This window comes from Streptomyces sp. NPDC002564, from assembly GCF_042889645.1.
GTDB lineage: Bacteria > Actinomycetota > Actinomycetes > Streptomycetales > Streptomycetaceae > Streptomyces.
Map to the genome: position 1 here is coordinate 11,794 of NZ_JBIARE010000012.1, position 19,715 is coordinate 31,508.

Consider the following 19,715-nt stretch of genomic DNA (forward strand, 5'->3'; position numbering starts at 1 on the left):
TCACCTCGTGTCCGCCTGACCGCTCCGGACCTCCGCGGCACCGCTCACTTCTGCAGCACCGCCAGGTCCCGTTCCGCATGCGGCACCTCGACCGTCCCCCGGTCGTCCGGGAGCGTCTGGACGGTGAACATCGGGATGCCTTCCTCGGGGACCGCGAGCATCCGTGACGCGTACACCGGGCCGCCCGAGACCGGCTCCACCGTCAGCGCGTAGGACCCCTTGAGCCCGGCGGGCACCGGCGGGTCGGTGAGGGCCAGGGTGGTGCCGGCCTTGACCGTGTACGTCTTCGTGGCCGGGGAGCCGCCCTCGGTGCCGGCCGACGCCGTGACCTTCACCCGCGCCGACTTGTCCGGGGCCACCAGGGAGAGCGTGGAGCCCTTGGCGCGGTTGTCGGCGACGGTCGCCCGCGCGCCCACCTCGCCGGTCGCCGGGATGAACGCCGTCTCCTGCCGGGCGCCCTTGCCGCGGGTGACGCGCAGCGCCGCCACGACGGGCACCGCGTCGTCGGTCGGCGTCAGGAGCAGCGAGCCCGCCTCGCCCTTGGTGACGTCGCCGAGGTCGACGGCGGCCGTCATGCCGGACTTCACGTGCAGGCTCTCGTGCCCGGCGGGGGTGATCGTGCCGGTCGGCGAGGCCAGCTGGAGCTTGAGGTCCGCGTCGTCGGCACCCGGCGCGTAGGCCACCAGGCGGGCCGAGGTGGCGTCCTTGGGGATGCCCGGCAGGACGAGGCTGCCCGCCGGGTCGGCGGCGGCCGGCAGCCAGTCGCCGCCCAGCTTCTCGTCGGAGGACTGCACGGCGGCCGAGACCCGGCCGCTGCGCGCGATGACGTGCATCGTCAGGTTCGGGTACGCCTTGTCGGCGAGCGTGGACAGCAGCACCGGGACGCTGGAGTGCGGCTGGACCTGGATCGAGTCGCCGACCGGGGAGGTGACCTCGCCGGTCGGGCCGAAGAGCTCGACGTCGACGACGGCGGCGGAGTCGTCCGGGTTCGTCAGGTGGATGTAGTCGCTGCGGTCCTTGGCGGTGCTCGCGCCGGGGAACCAGAAGTCCGTGTCGGGGGCGGTGCAGTTGGTGCCGTGCATGCCGCGGCCGCTGCCCGCCGCGTACGTCGTGGTCTGCTGCACGGTCCAGCCGGGGGCGAGACCGCCGTCGGCCGTGCCGATGAGCGCGGGCGACTCGGCGCCCGACGCCTCGCCCGCGACCGGCTTGCCCGGGGCCTTCTGGGTCAGGAAGGGCTTGGCCTTCTTGTCCTTCTCCCTGGCCGCGTCGGTCAACGCCTTGCTCACCGGCAGCAGTCGCGCCGAGCCGCCCGCGTCACCGCCGCTGCCGCCGGGCGTGTAGGCGGTGTACGAGGTCTCGGCGAGGTCGGAGCCGCTGGGCACCGGGCAGAGCAGGCTGGTGCGCTCGACGGGCTGGTGCGCCGCGGCCTTCGCCCCGTCGTCGGCGGTGTCCGTGCCGCCGAACGCGGCGAACCCGGTGACGGCGCCGAGCGCGACGACGACGGCGATCAGGGACTGGGTGGTGCGGTTCACTGCTGGCTCCCGTCGGGGCGCTCACTGTCGGTGCCGTGCGGCGGCCGCGGGGGCTGCGGCGGCACCGGGGGCTGCTGCTGGTCGTACGCGGCGTCGTAGGCCCGGCCGTACGGCTGGTCGCCGGGCTGCCCGTACTGCTGCTCGCCCCCGTAGCCACCGCCCGCCCCGCCGTAGGAGGCGTAGGGGTCGTACTGGCCGCCCTGGTAGGCGTCCTGCTGGTACGCGGACCGGTCGTAGGACCCGCCCTGGTACGGCCCGGCCTGGTACTGCTGTCCGCCGTACGCCCCCTGTTCGGCGCCCGCGTGCGCGGGGGCGTCCCACTCCTCGTAGCCCTGCGCCTGCTGCGGCACCGGGGCGGGGGCCTCGGGGGCCTCCTCCGAGGGAGGCTGCGGGGGTGCGTCCTGGGCGGCCTGTTCGTTCTGGGCGCGCAGCCTGCGGGCCCTGCGGCCCTCGCCCTCGACCGCCGGGGCGGGGATGACGGGCTCGTCGGGCAGGTCGTCGTCGACGTGGCGGCGGCGGCCCGGCAGGGCGAGCACCACCAGGACGACGGCGAGTGCGCCCTGCGCCCACAGCCAGGCGGTGTGGCCCAGCGGGGCGTCGAAGGTGACGTCCAGGCGGCCGCCGGTCGCGGGCAGTTCGAAGCCCTGTGCCCAGCCGTCCACGGTGGTGCGGGTCAGCGGGCGGCCGTCCAGGGTCGCCGTCCAGCCCGGGTCGGCCGAGTCGGCCAGGCGCAGCACGCGGCCCGCGGCACCGGGCTTGAGCGTGGTGTGCAGCTCGACGGGGCCCGCGGCGACGGGCTCCGGGTCGCCGGTCTTCGGGACGACGGTGGCGCGTGCGACCTGCCGGTCGACCCGCCACAGGGCGCTGCCGTCCTCCTGGCTGAGCCGGGACAGGCCCGGCGTCGCGTCCAGGGTGCGGCTCATCTGGCGGGGCGCGCCGTCGCGGACCAGGACGTAGCGCACGGCGTAGCCGCCGAGCTGGTCGGCCTGGTCGGCGCCGGAGCCCGCGACCAGGCGGGCGACGATCGTGTCGAGCTGCTCGTCGTCGGCGGCGGCCGCGGTCAGTTCCGCGTCGCCGAGGCGGCCGCCGGAGCCGCGCACCAGGGTGTAGGCGACCTCGGCGGCGGAGTCGCTGTCGAGGACGAGGGTGCGGGCCTGGTCCTCGGTGCCGCTCTCCTCGGCGACGAACGCGGGCACCTGCACCGGGTCGCGTCGCTCCAGCGGGCCGTCGGCGCCGCCGATCATCCATCCGGCGGCCACGAGCAGCGGCCCGGCGGCGGCGGCGAACGCGATGAGCGCGGCGACCGGCTGGCGCCAGCCGAAGCTCTGCTCGGCGACCCGGGAGCGGGCGCCGTCGGCGCCGAGCGCGGCGGCGGCGAGGAGCGCGATGCCGTAGGCCAGGGTGGCCGGTCCGGCCCACGCCGAGCCGTTCGACAGGACGGCGAAGACCAGGGCGACCAGGGCGACGGCCCAGGCGGTACGGACGGCGCGCTGCCGCTCGCCGCGCAGCAGGGCGCCGAGCGCGGCGAGGACGATGCCGATGAGCAGCAGTCCGTGCACCGTGCCGGGTCCGCCGGGGCTCGCGCCGAGCAGGTCGAGGGCGCCGGCCGAGCCGGAGCCGAACTCCAGGCCCGCCTCCTCGAAGAAGCCGAAGGGCAGCAGCGTCAGCGACCACGGGGCGAGGACGAGCAGCGGGGTGCCGAGCGCGGCGAGCACGCGCGGGCCGTACCCGGTGAGGTCGGCGCGGCGCACCACGAGCAGGGCGAGGCCGAGCACCAGGGCGATCTGCCAGATGATCGGCGTGAAGGCGGTGGCGAGGGTCAGCAGCAGGGCGTACGCCCAGGTGGCGCGCCAGGTGCCGCGGGTGCCTCCGGGGGCGGCGAGGCCGCTCGCCGCGATGCCCGCGCGCGCGATGAGCGGCAGCAGGACGGCGAGGACCGCGGTGCCGATGCGGCCGCCCGCGAGCGCGCCGGTGGCGGCGGGCAGGAAGGCGTACGCGACGGAGGCCCAGGCGCGCAGCAGGCGCGAGGTGACCAGCGGGCGGGAGGCGAAGTACGCGGCGAAGCCGGCCAGCGGGACGGAGCCGACGAGCAGCACGGTGACCGCGAGCCCGGTGGAGCCGAGGAGCAGCGAGGACAGGCCGGCGACGAGGGCGAGGTAGGGCGGGGCGCCCTGGGTGCCGCCGGTGCCGACGGGGTGCCAGCCGTCCAGGTAGCGCGCCCACAAGTCGGCGGAGTCGGCGGGCGCGGGCAGCAGGGCGCCGCCCGCGAGCGCGCCGGTGCCGAGCAGGGCGCGGCAGGCGATGAGCGCGGCGAACAGGAGCACGACGAAGAGCACGGGGCCCGGCTTGCGGGCGATGCGCTTGAGGCGGGCGAACTGCTCGATCTCCAGGAAGTCGGCGTCGTCGCCGCCGGGTCCCGACTCGACGGCGCCGTGCCGTCCGGCGCCCGCGGGGGCCTCGGCGTCGGCGCGGCCCACCAGGCTGCCCGCCGCCTGTTCGACGGTGGCCCGCACGGTGGCGCCGGGCGGCGGGAAGAGCGCCCGCATCTCGCCCGCGTCGGGCAGCGGGGTGCCGCGCCGTTTGCGGGCGGCGAGGACGCGGCCGGGGCGGAGCAGGGTGGCGAGCAGGCCGGCGATCTCGTCGAGGGCCTGTCCGGGGGCCTTGCCGACGAGGTAGGCGACGGTGCGCAGGAGCGTGCCGACGACGATCCGGAAGAGGACCCAGGGCAGCACGGCCGCGCGGGCGTTGACCAGGAGGGCGTAGGTGGCGCCCGCCTTGTCGACGCGGTGCGGGGAGGTGGCGGTGCGGCCGACGCAGTCGACGGTGCGGCGCTCGCGCGAGGAGGCCTCGGCGTGCCGCACGACGGCGTCGGGGGCGACCAGGACGCGGTGGCCCGCGGCGTGCGCGCGCCAGCACAGGTCGACGTCGTCGCGCATGAGCGGCAGACGGCGGTCGAAGCCGCCGAGCTGTTCGTAGACGTCGCGCCGGATGAGCATGCCCGCGGTGGACACGGAGAGCACCGGCCGTACGTGGTCGTGCTGGCCCTGGTCCTGCTCGCGGCGGTCCAGGCCGGTCCAGCGGCGGCCGCTGTTGGCGATGGAGACGCCGACCTCCAGGAGCTGCCTGCGGTCGTACCAGCCGCGGAGCTTGGGGCCGACGACGGCGACGTCCTTGCCGAGCTCGTGTTCGTTCTCCACGACGCGGAGCAGTTCGGTCAGGGCGTCGGGGTCGGGCGCGCAGTCGTCGTGCAGCAGCCAGAGCCACTGCACGGGCTCGCCGTGCGGCAGGTCGGGGAGGTCGTAGGCGTCGTCGCGCCAGGTGCGGCTGACCGGGTCCCAGCCGCTGGGGCGCTTCAGGTACGGCAGCTCTTCGGGGGTGAGCACGGCGGCGGTGCGGACGGCCTCGTCGACGGCGGTGCCGAAGCCGGAGCGGCGGGCCAGGTGGAGCACACGGTCGGCGCCGATGGCCTCGGTGACCAGGCGGGCGGAGTCGTCCGCGCTGCCGGTGTCCGCCGCCACCGCGTTCTGCACGGGGCGCTCCTGGCCGAGGAGCCCGGCCAGGGCGTCGGGCAGCCAGCGGGCGCCGTCGTGGGAGACGAGCACGGCGGTCACGACGTGCCGCGGGAACTCGGGAGCGGCAGCGTCGTGGTGAGCGGCTGCCGAATGGCTGTGCACGGACATCGAGGTACGGGCCCCGGTTCGATGGACTGCGGTGGACGCCTGCGCCTGCGGGGGCGCCGGGGCGTCTCGGACGGGGCCCCACACTAACGGCTGGCATGAGGACGGCCCGCCGCCTGTGGATAACCCACGGGTGACGGGCCGTTCGATGCGCATTGGTTGAGGGAGGTGTGTGCCGAATTGGTCGGGCGGCACCCATGGACGGGGTCAGGGTCCGGTTCCTGCACGTGATTCCTTCGTACTGCCGTCGCGTACGCCTGTTCCCGTACGCGGGGGTGAGCGCGTGGGCTCAGACCGCGGCCTTCTTGAGGCGGCGGCGTTCGCGCTCCGACAGGCCGCCCCAGATTCCGAAGCGTTCGTCGTTGGCGAGTGCGTATTCGAGGCATTCCGAACGGACTTCGCAGGCGAGGCAGACCTTCTTGGCCTCGCGCGTGGAGCCGCCCTTCTCGGGGAAGAAGGACTCGGGGTCGGTCTGGGCGCACAGCGCGCGCTCCTGCCAGCCGAGTTCCTCGTCCGCGTCCTCGACCAGCAGTTCCTGAACCAGCTCGGTCATGTGCGCCCCTCGTCTGTCTGTGCGTCCCCGTGGTGCTGCCGTTACCGATTTCGGCTGAACGACACGAGTGAAATTACAAGTGTGCCGATCCGGGCCAGTCAAGCCGAGATCTGCTATTGGGCCCCTTATTCACTCTGCGGAACCAAGGCTATGCGGTAAGTGTTCAAATCGGCATAAACCCGGACAGCTTCGGCGACCCGTCCGACACTGCGTCATACGTTCCCTTCCGCCGGACCCCGAGGGGCCTCACTAGGAAGGACGTCGATGTTTGAGTGCCGGTTGCTGCGCCATGTGTCCCCTGGTTCGACTGCACAAACCTTTCGCCTGCCAGAACAACCGGATGAGGTGAAACATATCCCACATACCGGACACCGAGTTGACACCGAAGGTGTGACCCGGTGTTCTGGTGGGCATGCTCGCGAACATGGCTCTTTCGATGACCCGCACCAGCGGGTCCATCGGTGCTGCCCACGCGCGCTGTTGCTGTTCCTGCTCCAGCTGTTGAGTTTCTCCAGCTGTCGAGCCGCTTCTCCCGCACCACCGCGCATCTCCCGCACCTCCCCGCACCTCCCCGCACCTCTCTGCACCTCTCCGCGTTTCTCCCGGCGCGGGAAGCCCCCCGCGTTCCCGCGCCGCGCCCCACCTCCCCCGCGACACCCCAGCCTTCTTACGTTGAGGAACCACCGCACGATGAACAGCGACAGTGACCTCCAGATCGCCGGCGACATCCTCGAAGTCCCGCACCTCCTGCAGCCCGCCCGCGAGCACCCCGCCACCGTGGCCGAGTTCGTCGGCCTCGCCCGCGCCATCGCCGCCGACCGCTCCCGCTGGGCGCACCTGGTGCGCTACGACGCGGCCAGCCGCTGGTACCACCGCCTGACCACCGGTCCCGGCTACGAGGTGTGGCTGCTCTCCTGGGTGCCGGGACAGGGCAGCGGACTGCACGACCACGGGCCCTCGTCGGGCGTGCTCACCCTCCTGGAGGGCGAGTTGACCGAACGCACCGAGCGGGGCACCCGGGCGCTCGCCGCGGGCGCGCAGCGCGTCTTCGCGCCGGGGTACGCCCACGAGGTCGTCAACGACTCCCTGGAGCCGGCCGTCAGCCTGCACATCTACTACCCGGGCCTGACCGAGATGCCGATGCACGCGGCCCGGTGCGCCGCCGCCGTCGCGCCGGACACCACCGAGGATGTCGTAACCGCCTGACGCACTGTCGTACCCGCCTGACATGCTGGGTCCATGCGCATTGTGGTTCTGGCCGGCGGCATCGGCGGCGCCCGTTTCCTCCGCGGACTCAAGAAGGCCGCGCCCGACGCGGACATCACGGTCATCGGCAACACCGGCGACGACATTCACCTCTTCGGGTTGAAGGTCTGCCCCGACCTCGACACCGTGATGTACACGCTGGGCGGCGGCATCAACGAAGAGCAGGGCTGGGGGCGTACGGACGAGACGTTCAAGGTCAAGGAAGAGCTCGCCGCCTACGGGGTCGGGCCCGAGTGGTTCGGGCTCGGCGACCGGGACTTCGCCACGCACATCGTGCGGACGCAGATGCTGGGCGCCGGCTACCCGCTCAGCGCCGTCACGCAGGCGCTGTGCGAGCGGTGGCAGCCCGGGGTGCGGCTCATCCCCATGTCCGACGACCGCGTCGAGACGCACGTGGCCGTCACCGTCGACGGCGAGCAGAAGGCCGTGCACTTCCAGGAGTACTGGGTCCGGCTGCGCGCCTCCGTGGACGCGCACGCGGTCGTGCCCGTCGGCGCCGAGCAGGCCAAGCCCGCGCCCGGCGTCCTGGAGGCCATCGCCGAGGCCGACGTCGTGCTCTTCCCGCCGTCCAACCCGGTGGTGAGCGTCGGCACGATCCTCTCCGTGCCCGGCATCCGCGAGGCCATCGCCGACGCGGGCGTCCCCGTCGTCGGCCTCTCCCCCATCGTCGGCGACTCCCCCGTGCGGGGCATGGCCGACAAGGTGCTCACCGCCGTCGGCGTGGAGACCAGCGCCGCCGCCGTCGCCGAGCACTACGGCAGCGGGCTGCTCGACGGCTGGCTCGTCGACAGCGTCGACACCGGCGCCGTCGAGCGGGTCGAGAGCGCCGGGATCCGGTGCCGGGCCGTGCCGCTGATGATGACCGACGTCGACGCGGCCGCCGAGATGGCCCGCGAGGCGCTCGCGCTCGCCTCGGAGGTCCGCGCGTGACGGCGCCGTCGTACCGCGTGTGGGCCGTCCCCGGCCTGCCCGAGGTGCGCGAGGGCGACGACCTCGCCAAGCTCGTGGCCACGGCCGAGCCGGGGCTCGCCGACGGTGACGTCGTCCTGGTCACCTCCAAGATCGTCAGCAAGGCCGAGGGGCGGGTCGTCCGGGCGGACGACCGCGAGGCGGCCATCGACGCGGAGACCGTGCGGGTCGTGGCGCGGCGCGGGCCGCTGCGCATCGTCGAGAACCGGCAGGGCCTGGTGATGGCCGCGGCCGGCGTCGACGCGTCCAACACGCCCGCCGGGACCGTGCTGTTGCTCCCCGCCGACCCCGACGCCTCGGCGCGCGCGGTGCGGGAGGGGCTGCGGGACGCGCTCGGCGTGGACGTCGGCGTGATCGTCACCGACACGTTCGGGCGGCCCTGGCGGGCCGGGCTCACCGATGTCGCCATCGGGGCCGCCGGGGTGCGGGTCCTCGACGATCTGCGGGGCGGCACCGACGCGCACGGCAATCCGCTGAGCGCGACCGTCGTCGCCACCGCGGACGAACTCGCCGCGGCGGGCGACCTCGTCAAGGGCAAGGCGGCGGGGCTGCCCGTCGCGGTGCTCCGCGGGCTGCCGCACGTGGTCGGCGGCACGGACCCCGACGTAGGCGCGTCGGCGCTGGTGCGGGACGCGCGGGACGACATGTTCCGGCTCGGCACGTCCGAGGCGGTACGGGAAGCGGTGACGCGGCGGCGGACCGTGCGGGAGTTCTCCGACGAGGAGGTCGACCCCGGCGCGGTGCGGCGCGCGGTGGCCGCGGCGGTGACCGCGCCCGCGCCCCATCACACGACGCCCTGGCGGTTCGTGCTCCTGGAGTCCGCCGCGGCGCGGGTCGAGCTGCTCGACGCGATGCGGGACGCGTGGATCGCGGATCTGCGGCGGGACGGCAAGTCCGAGGAGTCCGTCGCGCGGCGGGTCCGGCGCGGGGACGTGCTGCGCAAGGCGCCCTACCTGGTGGTGCCGTGCCTGGTCATGGACGGCTCGCACACGTACGGGGACGCGCGGCGGGACGCGGCGGAGCGGGAGATGTTCGTCGTGGCGGCGGGGGCGGGAGTGCAGAACTTCCTGGTCGCGCTGGCCGGGGAGCGGCTCGGCTCCGCGTGGGTCTCGTCGACGATGTTCTGCCGGGACGTCGTGCGGGAGGTTCTCGGGCTGCCTGCGGGGTGGGACCCGATGGGGGCGGTGGCCGTGGGGCATCCCCTGAGTGAGCCTGCGGCGCGTGGGGGGCGGGGGGTGGAGGACTTCGTGGTCCTCCGCTAGGTCCCTGTGGGGCTTGGGCGGGTTTTGCGCCGTTCCTCGCGCCCCTTGTGCGTCTTCCGTCCGGACGGTCTTTTGCTGCGGGTGCGCTGGGGGTTTTGCGCAGTTCCCCGCGCCCCTGGGGGTGCCCTCCGGCCGTGCGTCTTTGAGTGCGGGTGCGCTGGGGGATTTGCGCAGTTCCCCGCGCCCCTGAGGGGTGCCTTCCGCCCGTGTGATTGCTCGTGCGGGTGCGCTGGGGGATTTGCGCAGTTCCCCGCGCCCCTGAGGGGTGCCCTCCGGCCGTGTGATTGCTCGTGCGGGTGCGCTGTGGGATTTGCGCAGTTCCCCGCGCCCCTGAGGGGTGCCTTCCGCCCGTGTGATTGCTCGTGCGGGTGCGCTGTGGGATTTGCGCAGTTCCCCGCGCCCCTGGGGGGTGCCCTCCGGCCGTGTGATTGCTCGTGCGGGTGCGCTGGGGGTTTTGCGCAGTTCCCCGCGCGCCTGGAGCCGTGGTTGTGTGCCGGGGGCTACCAGGATGCGATGTTGGTTTTGCGCATTTTGGGGGTTCTTCTTGGGGGGGTTCGGCCGCTGAGGAGGATCAGGCGGGTTGCTCGGTGGCGTTGGCCCTCGTAGGGGGTCAGGAGGCGGAGCATCTCCGTGTCGTCCGCGTCGCGGTCGTCCGCCAGGGCGTGGCCGACGATGCCGGGCAGGTGGAGGTCGCCGACCGTGACCGCGTCGGGGGCGCCGTTGGCCCGCTGGACGGTCTCCGCGGACGTCCAGGGGCCGATGCCGGGGATCAGTTCCAGACGGGCCTGCGCCGCCGCGGGCTCCATCGTGGCGGCCTCCTCCATGCGGGACGCCCGCGCGACCGCGCGCAGGATCGTGGCCGCCCGCTTGTCGTCCACGCCCGCCTTGTGCCACTCCCAGGACGGGATCAGGGACCAGGCGCGCGGGGCGGGCATCACGTGCATGCGGGCCTGGGCGGGGGTCGGACCGGGGGCCGGCTCGCCGAACGCGCGGACCAGCAGGCGCCAGGCGCGGTAGGCCTCGTCCGTGGTGACCTTCTGCTCCAGGATCGAGGGGATCAGGGTCTCCAGGACCAGGCCCGTGCGGGTCAGCCGCAGGCCGGGGCGGCGGTGCGCCGTCGCGGCGACCAGACGGTGGCGCGGCTCGAAGGCCGACGGGTCGTCGGACTCGCCGAGCAGGTCGGGGAGCCGGTCCAGGAGCCAGGACGCTCCCGGGCCCCACGCCTCGGCCTCGACGGTGCCGGAGCGCTGGGCGACCCGGAGCGTGCCGGGGCCCTGCGGGGTGCGGCTCGCGCGCCAGACGGAGCCGTCGGGGGTCGCGCGGAAGGTGGGGTCCGCCGGGCCGCGGCGCAGCGGACCGAGCGTCAGACCCAGGTCGAGGGCGTACGGCGGCCGCCAGACGCGGGTCAGGGCCGCGGTGGCCGGGCGCGGGACGCCCCGGGGCACGACCGTCCCGCCACCGCGCACCGTGGTGCGAGTGGGGCGCGGGGCGAAACGGGACGACATCTGTACGAGGGTAGGGGACGGCTCACCCCCGCCGGGCGGATCCCCGGGCCGGGGGGCTACTGGTCGGAGGAGAAGCGGACCGCGCCCGCCGGGAGCGTCGCCTCGCACCAGACGCGCACGCCCTCGCGCAGTTCGTTGTCGGCGCCGACCGTCGCCCCGTCGCCGACGACCGCGCCCGAGAGCGCCGAGCGGGCGCCGATCCGCGCGCCCGCGCCGATCAGGGAGTCCGTGATGACCGTGCCGGGCTCGATGACCGCGCCGGACAGGATCGTGCTGCCGGAGATCCGCGCGCCCTCGCCGACGCGCGCGTGCTCGCCGACCACCGTGCCGCCGGTGAGCTTCGCGTCCGGGGCGACCGAGGCGCTGGGCAGGACCAGGCGGTCGCCGCAGCGGCCGGGCACGGCCGGGGAGGGCGCACGGCCGAGGACCAGGTCCGCCGAGCCGCGTACGAACGCCTGGGGCGTGCCCAGGTCCAGCCAGTACGTGGAGTCGACCATGCCCTGGAGGTGCGCGCCGGAGGCGAGCAGGCCGGGGAACGTCTCGCGCTCGACGGAGACCGGGCGCCCCGCGGGAATGGTGTCGATGACCGAGCGCCGGAAGACGTACGCGCCCGCGTTGATCTGGTCGGTGACGATCTCCTCGGGGGTCTGCGGCTTCTCCAGGAAGGCGGTGACCCTGCCGGTCGCGTCGGTGGGGACCAGGCCGTACGCGCGCGGGTCGTCGACCTTCGTGAGGTGCAGGGAGACGTCGGCGCCGGACCGTTCGTGGGTGTCGACCAGGGCGCGGATGTCCAGGCCGGTGAGGATGTCGCCGTTGAAGATCAGCACCGGATCCGCGGGGCCCGAGCGCAGGCGCGAGGCGACGTTGCGGATGGCGCCGCCGGTGCCGAGGGGTTCGGTCTCGGTGACGTACTCGATGTGGAGTCCGAGGGCGGAGCCGTCGCCGAAGTAGGGCTCGAAGACCTCGGCGAGGTAGGAGGTGGCGAGGACGATGTGTTCGACGCCCGCCGCGCGGGCCCGCGCCAGCTGGTGGGTGAGGAACGGGACGCCCGCCGCCGGAACCATCGGCTTGGGGGTGTGGACCGTGAGGGGCCGCAGCCGGGTCCCCTTGCCGCCGACCAGGAGAATCGCTTCTGTCACCTGTCGTCTCTGCTTCCTGCTGGGGCCGGCCGAACTTGAGTTTCGGCCGGCCAGTGTATGCAGACTGATGTGCAGGTCGTGCAGGTCGTACCGTGCGAGCGGTGCGTCGGGCCTCAGCGGCCCTGGAAGCGGGCCGAGGTGGACCGGGCCTTGCCGAGCTTGCCGTACAGGCGGCTGCCGGGGCACTCGGTGGCGAACCCGTCCCGGTGCCCGGAGATCACGTTGAGCCGGACGTTCTTGCCCTTCGTGTACAGATTGCCACCGCCCGACTTCAGGTAGGTAGTACCGCGCGGATTGGCGCCGTACAGGCCGAGCTTCCAGGCGGTCAGCCGGGCGACGGCGTTCACGGCCGCCTTCGGCGGGGTGGAGTTGCTGTAGGTGCCGAGGACGGCGATGCCCATGCTGTCGGTGTTGAATCCGAGAGTGTGGGCCCCGAGGACCGGCTTGGCCACACCTCCGGCGCGTCCTTCGTAGATGTTTCCGCACCGGTCGACGGCGAAGTTGTAGCCGAAGTCACGCCAGCCGCTGCTCTTGACGTGGAAGCGGTAGATGCTGCGCAGCACCGCACCCGCCTCCGCGCAGCGGTAGTTGTTGCCGGACGCGCTGTGGTGCACGAAGGCCGCCTTCACGGTCTTCGTGTACGCGAAGTCCTTCTCGCGGAGCTTCTCGTCGGCGCCCCAGCCCTTGCGGGTGATGATGCGCGGGCGCGGGCCGACGAAGGGGCGCGCCTTGGCGGGCGGGCCGCCGCGGGCGGCGATCAGGTCGTCCTCGGTCTGCTTCTTGGTGAGTTCGGGGATGACCGGGGCGCCGATCGGCGCGAGGTCCGCGTTCACCGCCGACGCGGCGGCGGACGCGGCGCTGAGCGCGGTGGCGCGCGGCACCTCGGCCTGGGGGCCCTGCGGCGGGGCCTCGTCGCCGGGGTCGACGAGTTCGAGGTGCATGCCCTCGGGGAGCAGGCCCTCGGGGAGCAGGCCCTCGGGGGCGGTGGCCGCCCGGTCGGTGCTCCCGGTCCGCTCCGCGCGGACGCGGAGCTCGACGCCGTCGGAGTCGCCGACCCACAGCGGGGCGGTCGAGCCGCGGACGGCACCGGCGGCGCGCTCGGGGGTGCCGGGGTCGGCGGCGTGTTCGTGGTTGTGCGTCTCGACGTTCTGCCACCCGGACCAGGTGGTGGTGCCGGTCGCGCGGGTGCGGACCTGGACGGTGCCGTGGAGTTCGGCCTCGGGGTCGTTCCAGACGACGCCCACGAGGGAGAAGGGGCGGACATCGCGCCGGGCCAGGCCCTGTTCGCCCGCCCCGGCGGAGCCGAGGGAGCGGTCGGAGCCGAGCGGGGTGAGCGGGAGGGACTGGGTGCTGCCGGGGACCGCCTCCGCGGCGGGCCCGGCGGCCGACGGTGCGCCGGGCGTCGCGGCTCGGGCACCGGACGACGGCAGGGTGAGGGGCAGGGCCAGGGCGGCCGCGCACGTGACGCCGATCGAGGAAGCAAGGAATCCACGCATGCATCTGATAGTTGGCACAACGGGACATATCTGTCCATCGGGGAACTGACGGACCGTCGGCCGTGTCGGGCGTTCCCGCCGTCCGCGCTCCCCCGCCACGCCGCGGGGCGCGCCGGTGCGCGCGTACCCTTGCGCCCGTGAACGCCAACGACCGCACCCCTGCCGACCTGCTGCGATCCGCGCTCGCCTCGGACCCGGGCCGCCCACTGATCACCTTCTACGACGACGCCACGGGCGAGCGCGTGGAATTGTCCGTCGCCACCATCGCCAATTGGGTGGCCAAGACCGCGAATCTGCTCCAGGGCGACCTGAACGCCGAGCCCGGCGACCGGCTCGTCCTCCTGCTGCCCGCGCACTGGCAGACGGCCGTGTGGCTGCTGGCCTGTTCGTCGGCGGGCGTGGTCGCGGACGTCGGCGGCGACCCGGCCGAGGCCGACCTCGTCGTCAGCGGCCCGGACTCGCTGGATGCCGCGCGCGCCTGCTCCGGGGAGCGGGTGGCGCTCGCGCTGCGGCCGCTGGGCGGACGCTTCCCCGCGCCGCCGGCCGGCTTCGCCGACTACGCGGTGGAGGTGCCGGGCCAGGGCGACCGGTTCGCGCCGTACGCGCCGGTCGACCCGGGCGACGCGGCGCTCGTCGTGGGCGGCGAGGAGCTGACGGGCGCGCAGGTCTCGGAGCGGGCGTACCAGGACGCGCGGCGGCTGGGCGTGGGGACCGGCGGGCGGGTGCTGTCCGGGCTCTCCTACGGGACGTGGGAGGGCTTGAGCGCCGGTCTCTACGGGGCGCTGGCCATGGACGGGTCCGTGGTGCTCTGCCGTCACCTGGGGCAGCTTGCCGAGGAGGGGCTGGAGAAGCGGGTGGGGGACGAGCGGGTGGACCTCACCCTGCGGTGACTGGCCGTGGGCCTCGGGGGGATTCGGTGCGGGTTTGTGGGGGCTGGGCGCGCAGTTCCCCGCGCCCCTGGGGCTTGCCCCTTCGGGGCTCGCCCCCCCCTTTCGGGGCTCGCCCCCCCTTCAGGGCTCGCCCCCTCTTTGGGGCTTTCCCCTCGGGGCTTCGGCTGCTCTGAGGGGGCTTGGCTCGCCCATTCGGCCGATGCCGGGGGGTGGTCCAGAGGCCCCTCGTGGCGCGGCGGTCCATGGTCGTAAGGACGGACCATGCACCGACGCAGCCATGAGGGGTGGACGCACACGTGACCGAGACCGCGGGCACGCCTTCCGGACCGGACGAGAACCCGGGCCCGGAGGGCACATCGCCTGAGCCGAGGGCCACGTACGGACCCGGTGCGGGCGCGAGCCCCACCGGCGCGGGCGTCGCCCGGCGCAGGCGCCGCTGGCTGCGCTGGACCGCGCTCGGCGTCGCCGTCCTGGTGCTCGGCGCGGGCGGCGTCGGCTGGGCCGCGTACGAGAAGCTCAACGGGAACATCACCAAGGACACCGACGCGGCCGCCGAGCTGGCGCGCTACGAGAAGGAGCGGCCGACGCCGCTGGTGCAGGACGCGCAGAACATCCTGCTGCTCGGCTCCGACACCCGTGCGGGCAAGGGCAACCGCAAGTACGGCAGGGATCCCGGCACCCAGCGCTCGGACACCACGATCCTGCTGCACCTGGCGGCCGACCGGCAGAGCGCGACCGCCGTGTCGATCCCCCGCGACCTGATGGTGGACATCCCCGGCTGCCGCAAGCCGGACGGCTCCCGGACCCAGGCCCAATTCGCGCAGTTCAACTGGGCGTTCGAATTCGGCGGGACCGCCTGCACGATCCGTACCGTCGAGAAACTGACCAAGATCCGCGTCGACCACCACATGGTCGTCGACTTCACCGGCTTCAAGGACATGGTCGACGCGGTCGACGGGGTGCAGGTCTGCATCAAGGGACCGATCGACGACACCGACGCCCACGTGAAGCTCGCGCCGGGCCTGCGGACCCTCAACGGGGAACAGGCACTGGGTTACGTACGCGCCCGCAAGAGCCTCGGCAACGGCAGCGACACCGACCGGATGGACCGCCAGCAGGAGTTCCTCGGCGCACTCGTCAACAAGGTGCAGAGCAATGACGTCCTGCTGAATCCGACGAAGCTCTATCCCGTTCTCGACGCGGCGACTTCCTCGCTGACGACCGACCCGGGACTCGCGAGTCTGCGGGGTTTGTACGAACTGGTGCGCGGCATGCGCAACATCCCCACGGAACGGGTGCAGTTCCTCACCGTTCCCCGGCAGTCGTACACCTACGACGCGAACCGCGACGAGCTCGTCGAACCGGCCGCGGAACAGCTCTTCACCCGGCTGCGCACGGACACCCCGGTCGCCGTGGCCCGGCAGAAGCCCGCCACGTCCGGGTCGGGGGAGGAGGAGTCCTCCTCGTACGAAGAGAACTACGAGGAGCACTCCGAGGACAACGAGGACCACGAGGGCTACGAGGACGACCACGAGGACGACGAGAAGCCGGACGACCCTTCCCATACGCCGTCGCCCGCGCCGACATTCCGGGGCAACACGGCCGCGGGATCCACCTGTGGGTAAAACGATGCCCAAGGGAAGACGGCACCCCACAAAGAAATAGGGCGGATTGCCCAGTTGTAGGGGAGTGGAATTTGTCACCGGCGTCGTCCAACGCTGAACTGGGCGGATAGTGTGAGCGATCCGGTGCGCCGGGCCTTGTGGCCGCGCACCGCTGGATCGACTGACCGAGCGCCTTCTTGAGGGGGGAAAGGCGCCGCGTGGCCCCGACGGAGGACGCAAACAACCGTGGACGCGCAAGGCCGTGGGCGGGCGGAGAACATCGACCCCGCAGACCAGTGGGTGCTCAACCCGGACACCGGCGACTACGAACTGCGACTGAGCCCCTCCGCAGGGCAGTCGTCGGTACCGGGACCCCGTGGATCGTCGACCCGTCAGGGCGGCCGCGGCCGCTCGGCGCCGGGCCGTGAGCGATCACGTCAGGACGAGCGCGAGGAGCGCCGCGAGGTGCCCGGGCAGCGCAGGCGCCGCGTCAAGGAGCCCGAGCCGGGCTCGGGCGGCGGCCGGCGCAAGCAGAAGGCGCGCAAGGCCAAGGGCAGGAAGGTGCTGATCTGGACGGGCGGCACGCTGGCCTTCCTGCTCGTCGCGGGCTGCACCGGCGGCTATCTGTACTACCAGCACCTCAACGACAACATCACGTCGATAGACGACGACGGCGCGGGCACCGGCGGCTTCAGCAAGGACCGGGCCATCAACATCCTCGTGATGGGCACCGACAAGCGCAGCGGCAGCGGCAACAAGGGCTACGGGGACGAGGGCAGCGTCGGCCACGCGGACACGACGATCCTGCTGCACGTCTCCAAGGACCGTACGAACGCGACCGCGCTGAGCATCCCGCGCGACATGATCGTCGACATCCCGGACTGCCCGACCACGATGGAGGACGGCACCAAGAAGACCATCAAGGGCACGCCGAAGTCCCGCTTCAACGAGAGCCTCGGGCAGTACGACCGCACGCCGAGCTGCACCATGCGCACGGTCACGAAGATCACCGGCATCACGCCGGACCACTTCATGGTGGCCGACTTCAACGCGGTGAAGACGCTCTCCAGCGCGGTCGGCGGCGTGGAGGTGTGCCTCGCCAAGGACATCGACGACCCCAAGTCGCACCTGAAGCTGTCCAAGGGGAAGCACACCATCGAGGGCGAGGACGCGCTGGCGTTCGTCCGCACCCGCCACTCCGTGGGCACCGGCGGCGACTTGAGCCGGATCGAGCTGCAGCAGCAGTTCCTCAGCGCGCTCATGCGCAAGCTCAAGTCGAACGACACGCTCACCAGCCCGAAGAAGATGTTCAGCCTCGCCGAGGCGGGCACCGACGCCCTGGCCGTCGACTCCAAGATCGCCGACATCATGAAGCTCAAGGACCTCGGCATGGAGCTCGGCAAGCTCGACGTGAAGAACCTGAGCTTCGCCACGGTGCCGGTCATCGACAACCCCGAGGAGCAGGTCCACACCACGGTCGTGCCCGACCCGGCCAAGTCCGAGCAGCTGTTCGCGATGATGCGCGCCGACGAGTCGCTGACCGAGGTGAAGAAGAAGCAGAAGAAGGAGAAGGCCGAGGTGGCCGCCCGGCTCAAGGGCCCCAAGGCCGACGCCTCCGAGGTGCGCGTCGACATCTACAACGGCAGCGGGAAGACCGGCGCCGCTCAGACAACTCTCACGTGGCTGCAGAACAATGAGGGCGTGCTCAAGTCCAGCCAGCTGGGCAACGCGCCCTCGGACATCAAGAAGACGACGCTCGAGTACGCGCCCGACCAGGCCGATCAGGCCCGTCGGCTCGCCGACATCATGGGTCTTTCGGGCTCCGCCCTGAAGCCGGGCAAGAGTGAGAAGAACGCACAGGGCCTCCCGGCCATGAAGCTGACGCTCGGCGGAGACTTCAAGGGCGCGGGGGTGCCCGTCTCCGCTCCGTCGAAGGCGCCGGAGGGGATCCAGAAAGTCGAAGCCGACAAGACTGTGTGTGCCAAGTGACCTGAAGCGGTCGTTCTGCGTCTAACAATGCGCCAAGGCGCCGCAGAGCGGCCGCAGTTCAGGAATGGGGCGGGGAGGGGCTGGGGATGAGGCAGAACAGCGTGCGTAAGGAGGGGGCGCGACAGCGTGCCCCGCACGCAAGTGATCACGGCTGGGACAGCACCCGGCACGGGGGCGACGACGGCCCCGACGCGTCCTCGGGGAGTGGGGGTGAGCCCCCCGAGGGCAATGGCAGACACCGGCGCGGCACGGGCGGCGCGGAGCGTCCGCCGCGCCGCAAGCGCCGCGTCCTGCGCTGGTCGGCGACGATCCTTTCGGTGCTGATACTCGGTACGGCCGGCGCCGGATACCTGTACTACCAGCACCTCAACGGCAACATCGAGACGGACGACCTGAACCTCGGCGAGCACCGGGCGCCCGAGCCCACGCCCAACGCCGCGGGACAGACCCCGATCAACATCCTCCTCATCGGGTCGGACGCCCGGGACTCCAAGGCCAACCAGAAGCTGGGCGGCGCCAAGGAGACCTTCGGCTCGCCGCCGCTCGCCGACGTGCAGATGCTGCTGCACCTGTCGGCCGACCGCACCAACATGTCGGTCATCAGCATGCCGCGCGACACCCTGCTGCAGATCCCCAAGTGCACCGACCCGGACGACGGCAAGGTCTACGCGCAGTCCGGCCCGCGCACCATGACCAACGAGTCCCTCGGCCGCGGCGGCCCCGGCTGCACGGTCGCCACCTGGGAGAAGCTCACCAACATCCACATCAACCACTTCATGATGGTCGACTTCGCGGGTGTGGTCGCCATGGCGGACGCCATCGGCGGCGTACCGGTCTGCGTGGACAGGAACATCCACTCGCGCGACAGCCAGGGCCACGGCTCGGGCCTGAAGCTGAAGAAGGGCACCACGGAGGTCCAGGGCAAGCAGGCCCTGCAGTGGCTGCGCACCCGCTACGGCTTCGAGGGCGGCACCGACATCTCCCGCGCCAAGGCCCAGCACATGTACATGAACGCGCTGGTCCGCAAGCTCCGCGAGAACACCGGCCTGTCCAACCCCAACCAGCTGCGCAAGCTGGCCGAGAAGGCCACGGCCGCGCTGAAGGTCGACGACGGCCTGGACACCATCAAGAAGCTGTACGACCTGAGCGCCGAGCTCAAGAAGGTCTCCCCCGCGCGTACGACGATGACCACGATGCCGTTCGACTACGCCGGGGCGCGCGTCGTGCCCAAGCCCGGCGACGCCGAGCAGCTCTTCCGGCTGGTCCGCGACGACGTCCCGCTGGACGGCAAGGGCCGCAAGAAGCCCGCGGCGGAGAAGCCGTCGGACGACCCCGCGGCCGCCGACGGCGAGATCGCGGTGCAGGTGCAGAACGGCACGCGCAGCACCGTCGAGCCGCCGGTCAGCGGCCGGGCCGGCACGGTGGCGCAGCTGCTCACCGGCAAGGGCTTCACCAAGGCCACGCCGGACACCACGACGGCGCTCGCCGAGGAGCGGACGGTCGTGCGCTATCCCAGCAAGGAGCTGGAGGGCGACGCCCAGCGGATCGCCAAGTCGCTGGGTCTTCCGCTGAGTTCGGCGAAGAAGTCCACGGACGTCTCCGGGGTGACGCTGATCGTCGGCGCCGACTGGCGCGAGGGCGACGCGCCGCCCAAGCCGAAGAAGAAGGACGACAGGACGCCGGACTCCGCGGACGCGCTCAGCGGGTCCGACAAGAAGGCGTGCATGAAGGTGGACCCGAACTTCACCTGGTAGCGCACGGCGCGCGGGAACGACGGCGGCCCGGCCCCACCTCACCGGTGGGGCCGGGCCGTCCGCTCGTCGCCAAGGGGGC

The 19,715-nt window shown here is 72.9% G+C and carries 13 protein-coding genes; 7 read left to right on the forward strand and 6 right to left on the reverse strand.

Annotation, left to right across the window (positions count from 1 at the left end; translation table 11 throughout):
* Positions 1–44 precede the first annotated feature (44 nt).
* From ACFYXE_RS31945 to ACFYXE_RS31955, 3 genes are all read right to left on the reverse strand, one after another.
* Positions 45–1,532: a DUF5719 family protein gene (locus ACFYXE_RS31945; RefSeq protein WP_389318622.1), complete on the reverse strand. Its 1,488-nt coding sequence runs from the start codon at positions 1,530–1,532 to the stop codon at positions 45–47.
* Positions 1,529–5,212, reverse strand: coding sequence for a glycosyltransferase (locus tag ACFYXE_RS31950; RefSeq protein ID WP_389318624.1), 3,684 nt, complete (start codon positions 5,210–5,212; stop codon positions 1,529–1,531). The genes ACFYXE_RS31945 and ACFYXE_RS31950 overlap by 4 nt, the downstream gene beginning before the upstream one ends.
* Positions 5,213–5,498: 286 nt before the next feature.
* Positions 5,499–5,762 carry a WhiB family transcriptional regulator gene (locus ACFYXE_RS31955; protein ID WP_016642094.1) on the reverse strand — a complete coding sequence of 88 codons (264 nt, stop codon included), beginning with the start codon at positions 5,760–5,762 and terminating at the stop codon, positions 5,499–5,501.
* Between the two features lie 690 nt (positions 5,763–6,452).
* Here ACFYXE_RS31955 and ACFYXE_RS31960 point away from each other — a divergent pair.
* From ACFYXE_RS31960 to ACFYXE_RS31970, 3 genes are read left to right on the forward strand one after another with little or no spacing between them, the layout of a single operon-like run.
* Complete coding sequence (locus ACFYXE_RS31960) at positions 6,453–6,968, forward strand: cysteine dioxygenase (RefSeq protein ID WP_389318626.1); 516 nt, start codon at positions 6,453–6,455, stop codon at positions 6,966–6,968.
* 33 nt (positions 6,969–7,001) lie between these two features.
* Positions 7,002–7,958 (forward strand): 2-phospho-L-lactate transferase, encoded by a 957-nt coding sequence (cofD, locus tag ACFYXE_RS31965; RefSeq protein WP_361175584.1) that lies wholly within the window; start codon positions 7,002–7,004, stop codon positions 7,956–7,958.
* Positions 7,955–9,259 carry a coenzyme F420-0:L-glutamate ligase gene (locus ACFYXE_RS31970; protein WP_389318629.1) on the forward strand — a complete coding sequence of 435 codons (1,305 nt, stop codon included), beginning with the start codon at positions 7,955–7,957 and terminating at the stop codon, positions 9,257–9,259. The genes cofD and ACFYXE_RS31970 overlap by 4 nt, the downstream gene beginning before the upstream one ends.
* 500 nt (positions 9,260–9,759) lie before the next feature.
* On the opposite strand, the gene ACFYXE_RS31975 is transcribed toward ACFYXE_RS31970, so the two are convergent.
* From ACFYXE_RS31975 to ACFYXE_RS31985, 3 genes are all read right to left on the reverse strand, one after another.
* Positions 9,760–10,764, reverse strand: coding sequence for a DNA-3-methyladenine glycosylase family protein (locus ACFYXE_RS31975; protein ID WP_389318631.1), 1,005 nt, complete (start codon positions 10,762–10,764; stop codon positions 9,760–9,762).
* 56 nt (positions 10,765–10,820) lie between these two features.
* Positions 10,821–11,903: an NDP-sugar synthase gene (locus tag ACFYXE_RS31980; RefSeq protein ID WP_361175593.1), complete on the reverse strand. Its 1,083-nt coding sequence runs from the start codon at positions 11,901–11,903 to the stop codon at positions 10,821–10,823.
* 113 nt (positions 11,904–12,016) lie between these two features.
* Complete coding sequence (locus tag ACFYXE_RS31985; RefSeq protein ID WP_389318634.1) at positions 12,017–13,399, reverse strand: peptidoglycan recognition protein; 1,383 nt, start codon at positions 13,397–13,399, stop codon at positions 12,017–12,019.
* A gap of 137 nt (positions 13,400–13,536) precedes the next feature.
* Here ACFYXE_RS31985 and ACFYXE_RS31990 point away from each other — a divergent pair, with 137 nt between their 5' ends.
* The 4 genes from ACFYXE_RS31990 (at position 13,537) to ACFYXE_RS32005 (ending at position 19,636) form a co-directional block, all read left to right on the forward strand.
* Positions 13,537–14,289 carry a TIGR03089 family protein gene (locus ACFYXE_RS31990; RefSeq protein WP_389318636.1) on the forward strand — a complete coding sequence of 251 codons (753 nt, stop codon included), beginning with the start codon at positions 13,537–13,539 and terminating at the stop codon, positions 14,287–14,289.
* Positions 14,290–14,585: 296 nt separating this feature from the next.
* Entirely contained in the window at positions 14,586–15,914 is a 1,329-nt protein-coding gene (locus tag ACFYXE_RS31995) for an LCP family protein (RefSeq protein ID WP_389318638.1), read from the forward strand.
* 225 nt (positions 15,915–16,139) lie between these two features.
* Positions 16,140–17,882: an LCP family protein gene (locus ACFYXE_RS32000; RefSeq protein ID WP_389318640.1), complete on the forward strand. Its 1,743-nt coding sequence runs from the start codon at positions 16,140–16,142 to the stop codon at positions 17,880–17,882.
* 86 nt (positions 17,883–17,968) lie between these two features.
* Positions 17,969–19,636, forward strand: a complete 1,668-nt coding sequence (locus ACFYXE_RS32005; RefSeq protein ID WP_389318642.1) for an LCP family protein — start codon at positions 17,969–17,971, stop codon at positions 19,634–19,636.
* Positions 19,637–19,715 lie beyond the last annotated feature (79 nt).

Bases quoted from the DNA above. Each gene is read 5' to 3' on its own strand.
- ACFYXE_RS31950 (WP_389318624.1), bottom strand. From the start codon at position 5,212: ATGTCCGTGCACAGCCATTCGGCAGCCGCTCACCACGACGCTGCCGCT.
- cofD (WP_361175584.1), top strand. From the start codon at position 7,002: ATGCGCATTGTGGTTCTGGCCGGCGGCATCGGCGGCGCCCGTTTCCTC.
- ACFYXE_RS31985 (WP_389318634.1), bottom strand. From the start codon at position 13,399: ATGCGTGGATTCCTTGCTTCCTCGATCGGCGTCACGTGCGCGGCCGCC.
- ACFYXE_RS31955 (WP_016642094.1), bottom strand. From the start codon at position 5,762: ATGACCGAGCTGGTTCAGGAACTGCTGGTCGAGGACGCGGACGAGGAA.
- ACFYXE_RS31960 (WP_389318626.1), top strand. From the start codon at position 6,453: ATGAACAGCGACAGTGACCTCCAGATCGCCGGCGACATCCTCGAAGTC.
- ACFYXE_RS32005 (WP_389318642.1), top strand. From the start codon at position 17,969: ATGAGGCAGAACAGCGTGCGTAAGGAGGGGGCGCGACAGCGTGCCCCG.
- ACFYXE_RS31975 (WP_389318631.1), bottom strand. From the start codon at position 10,764: ATGTCGTCCCGTTTCGCCCCGCGCCCCACTCGCACCACGGTGCGCGGT.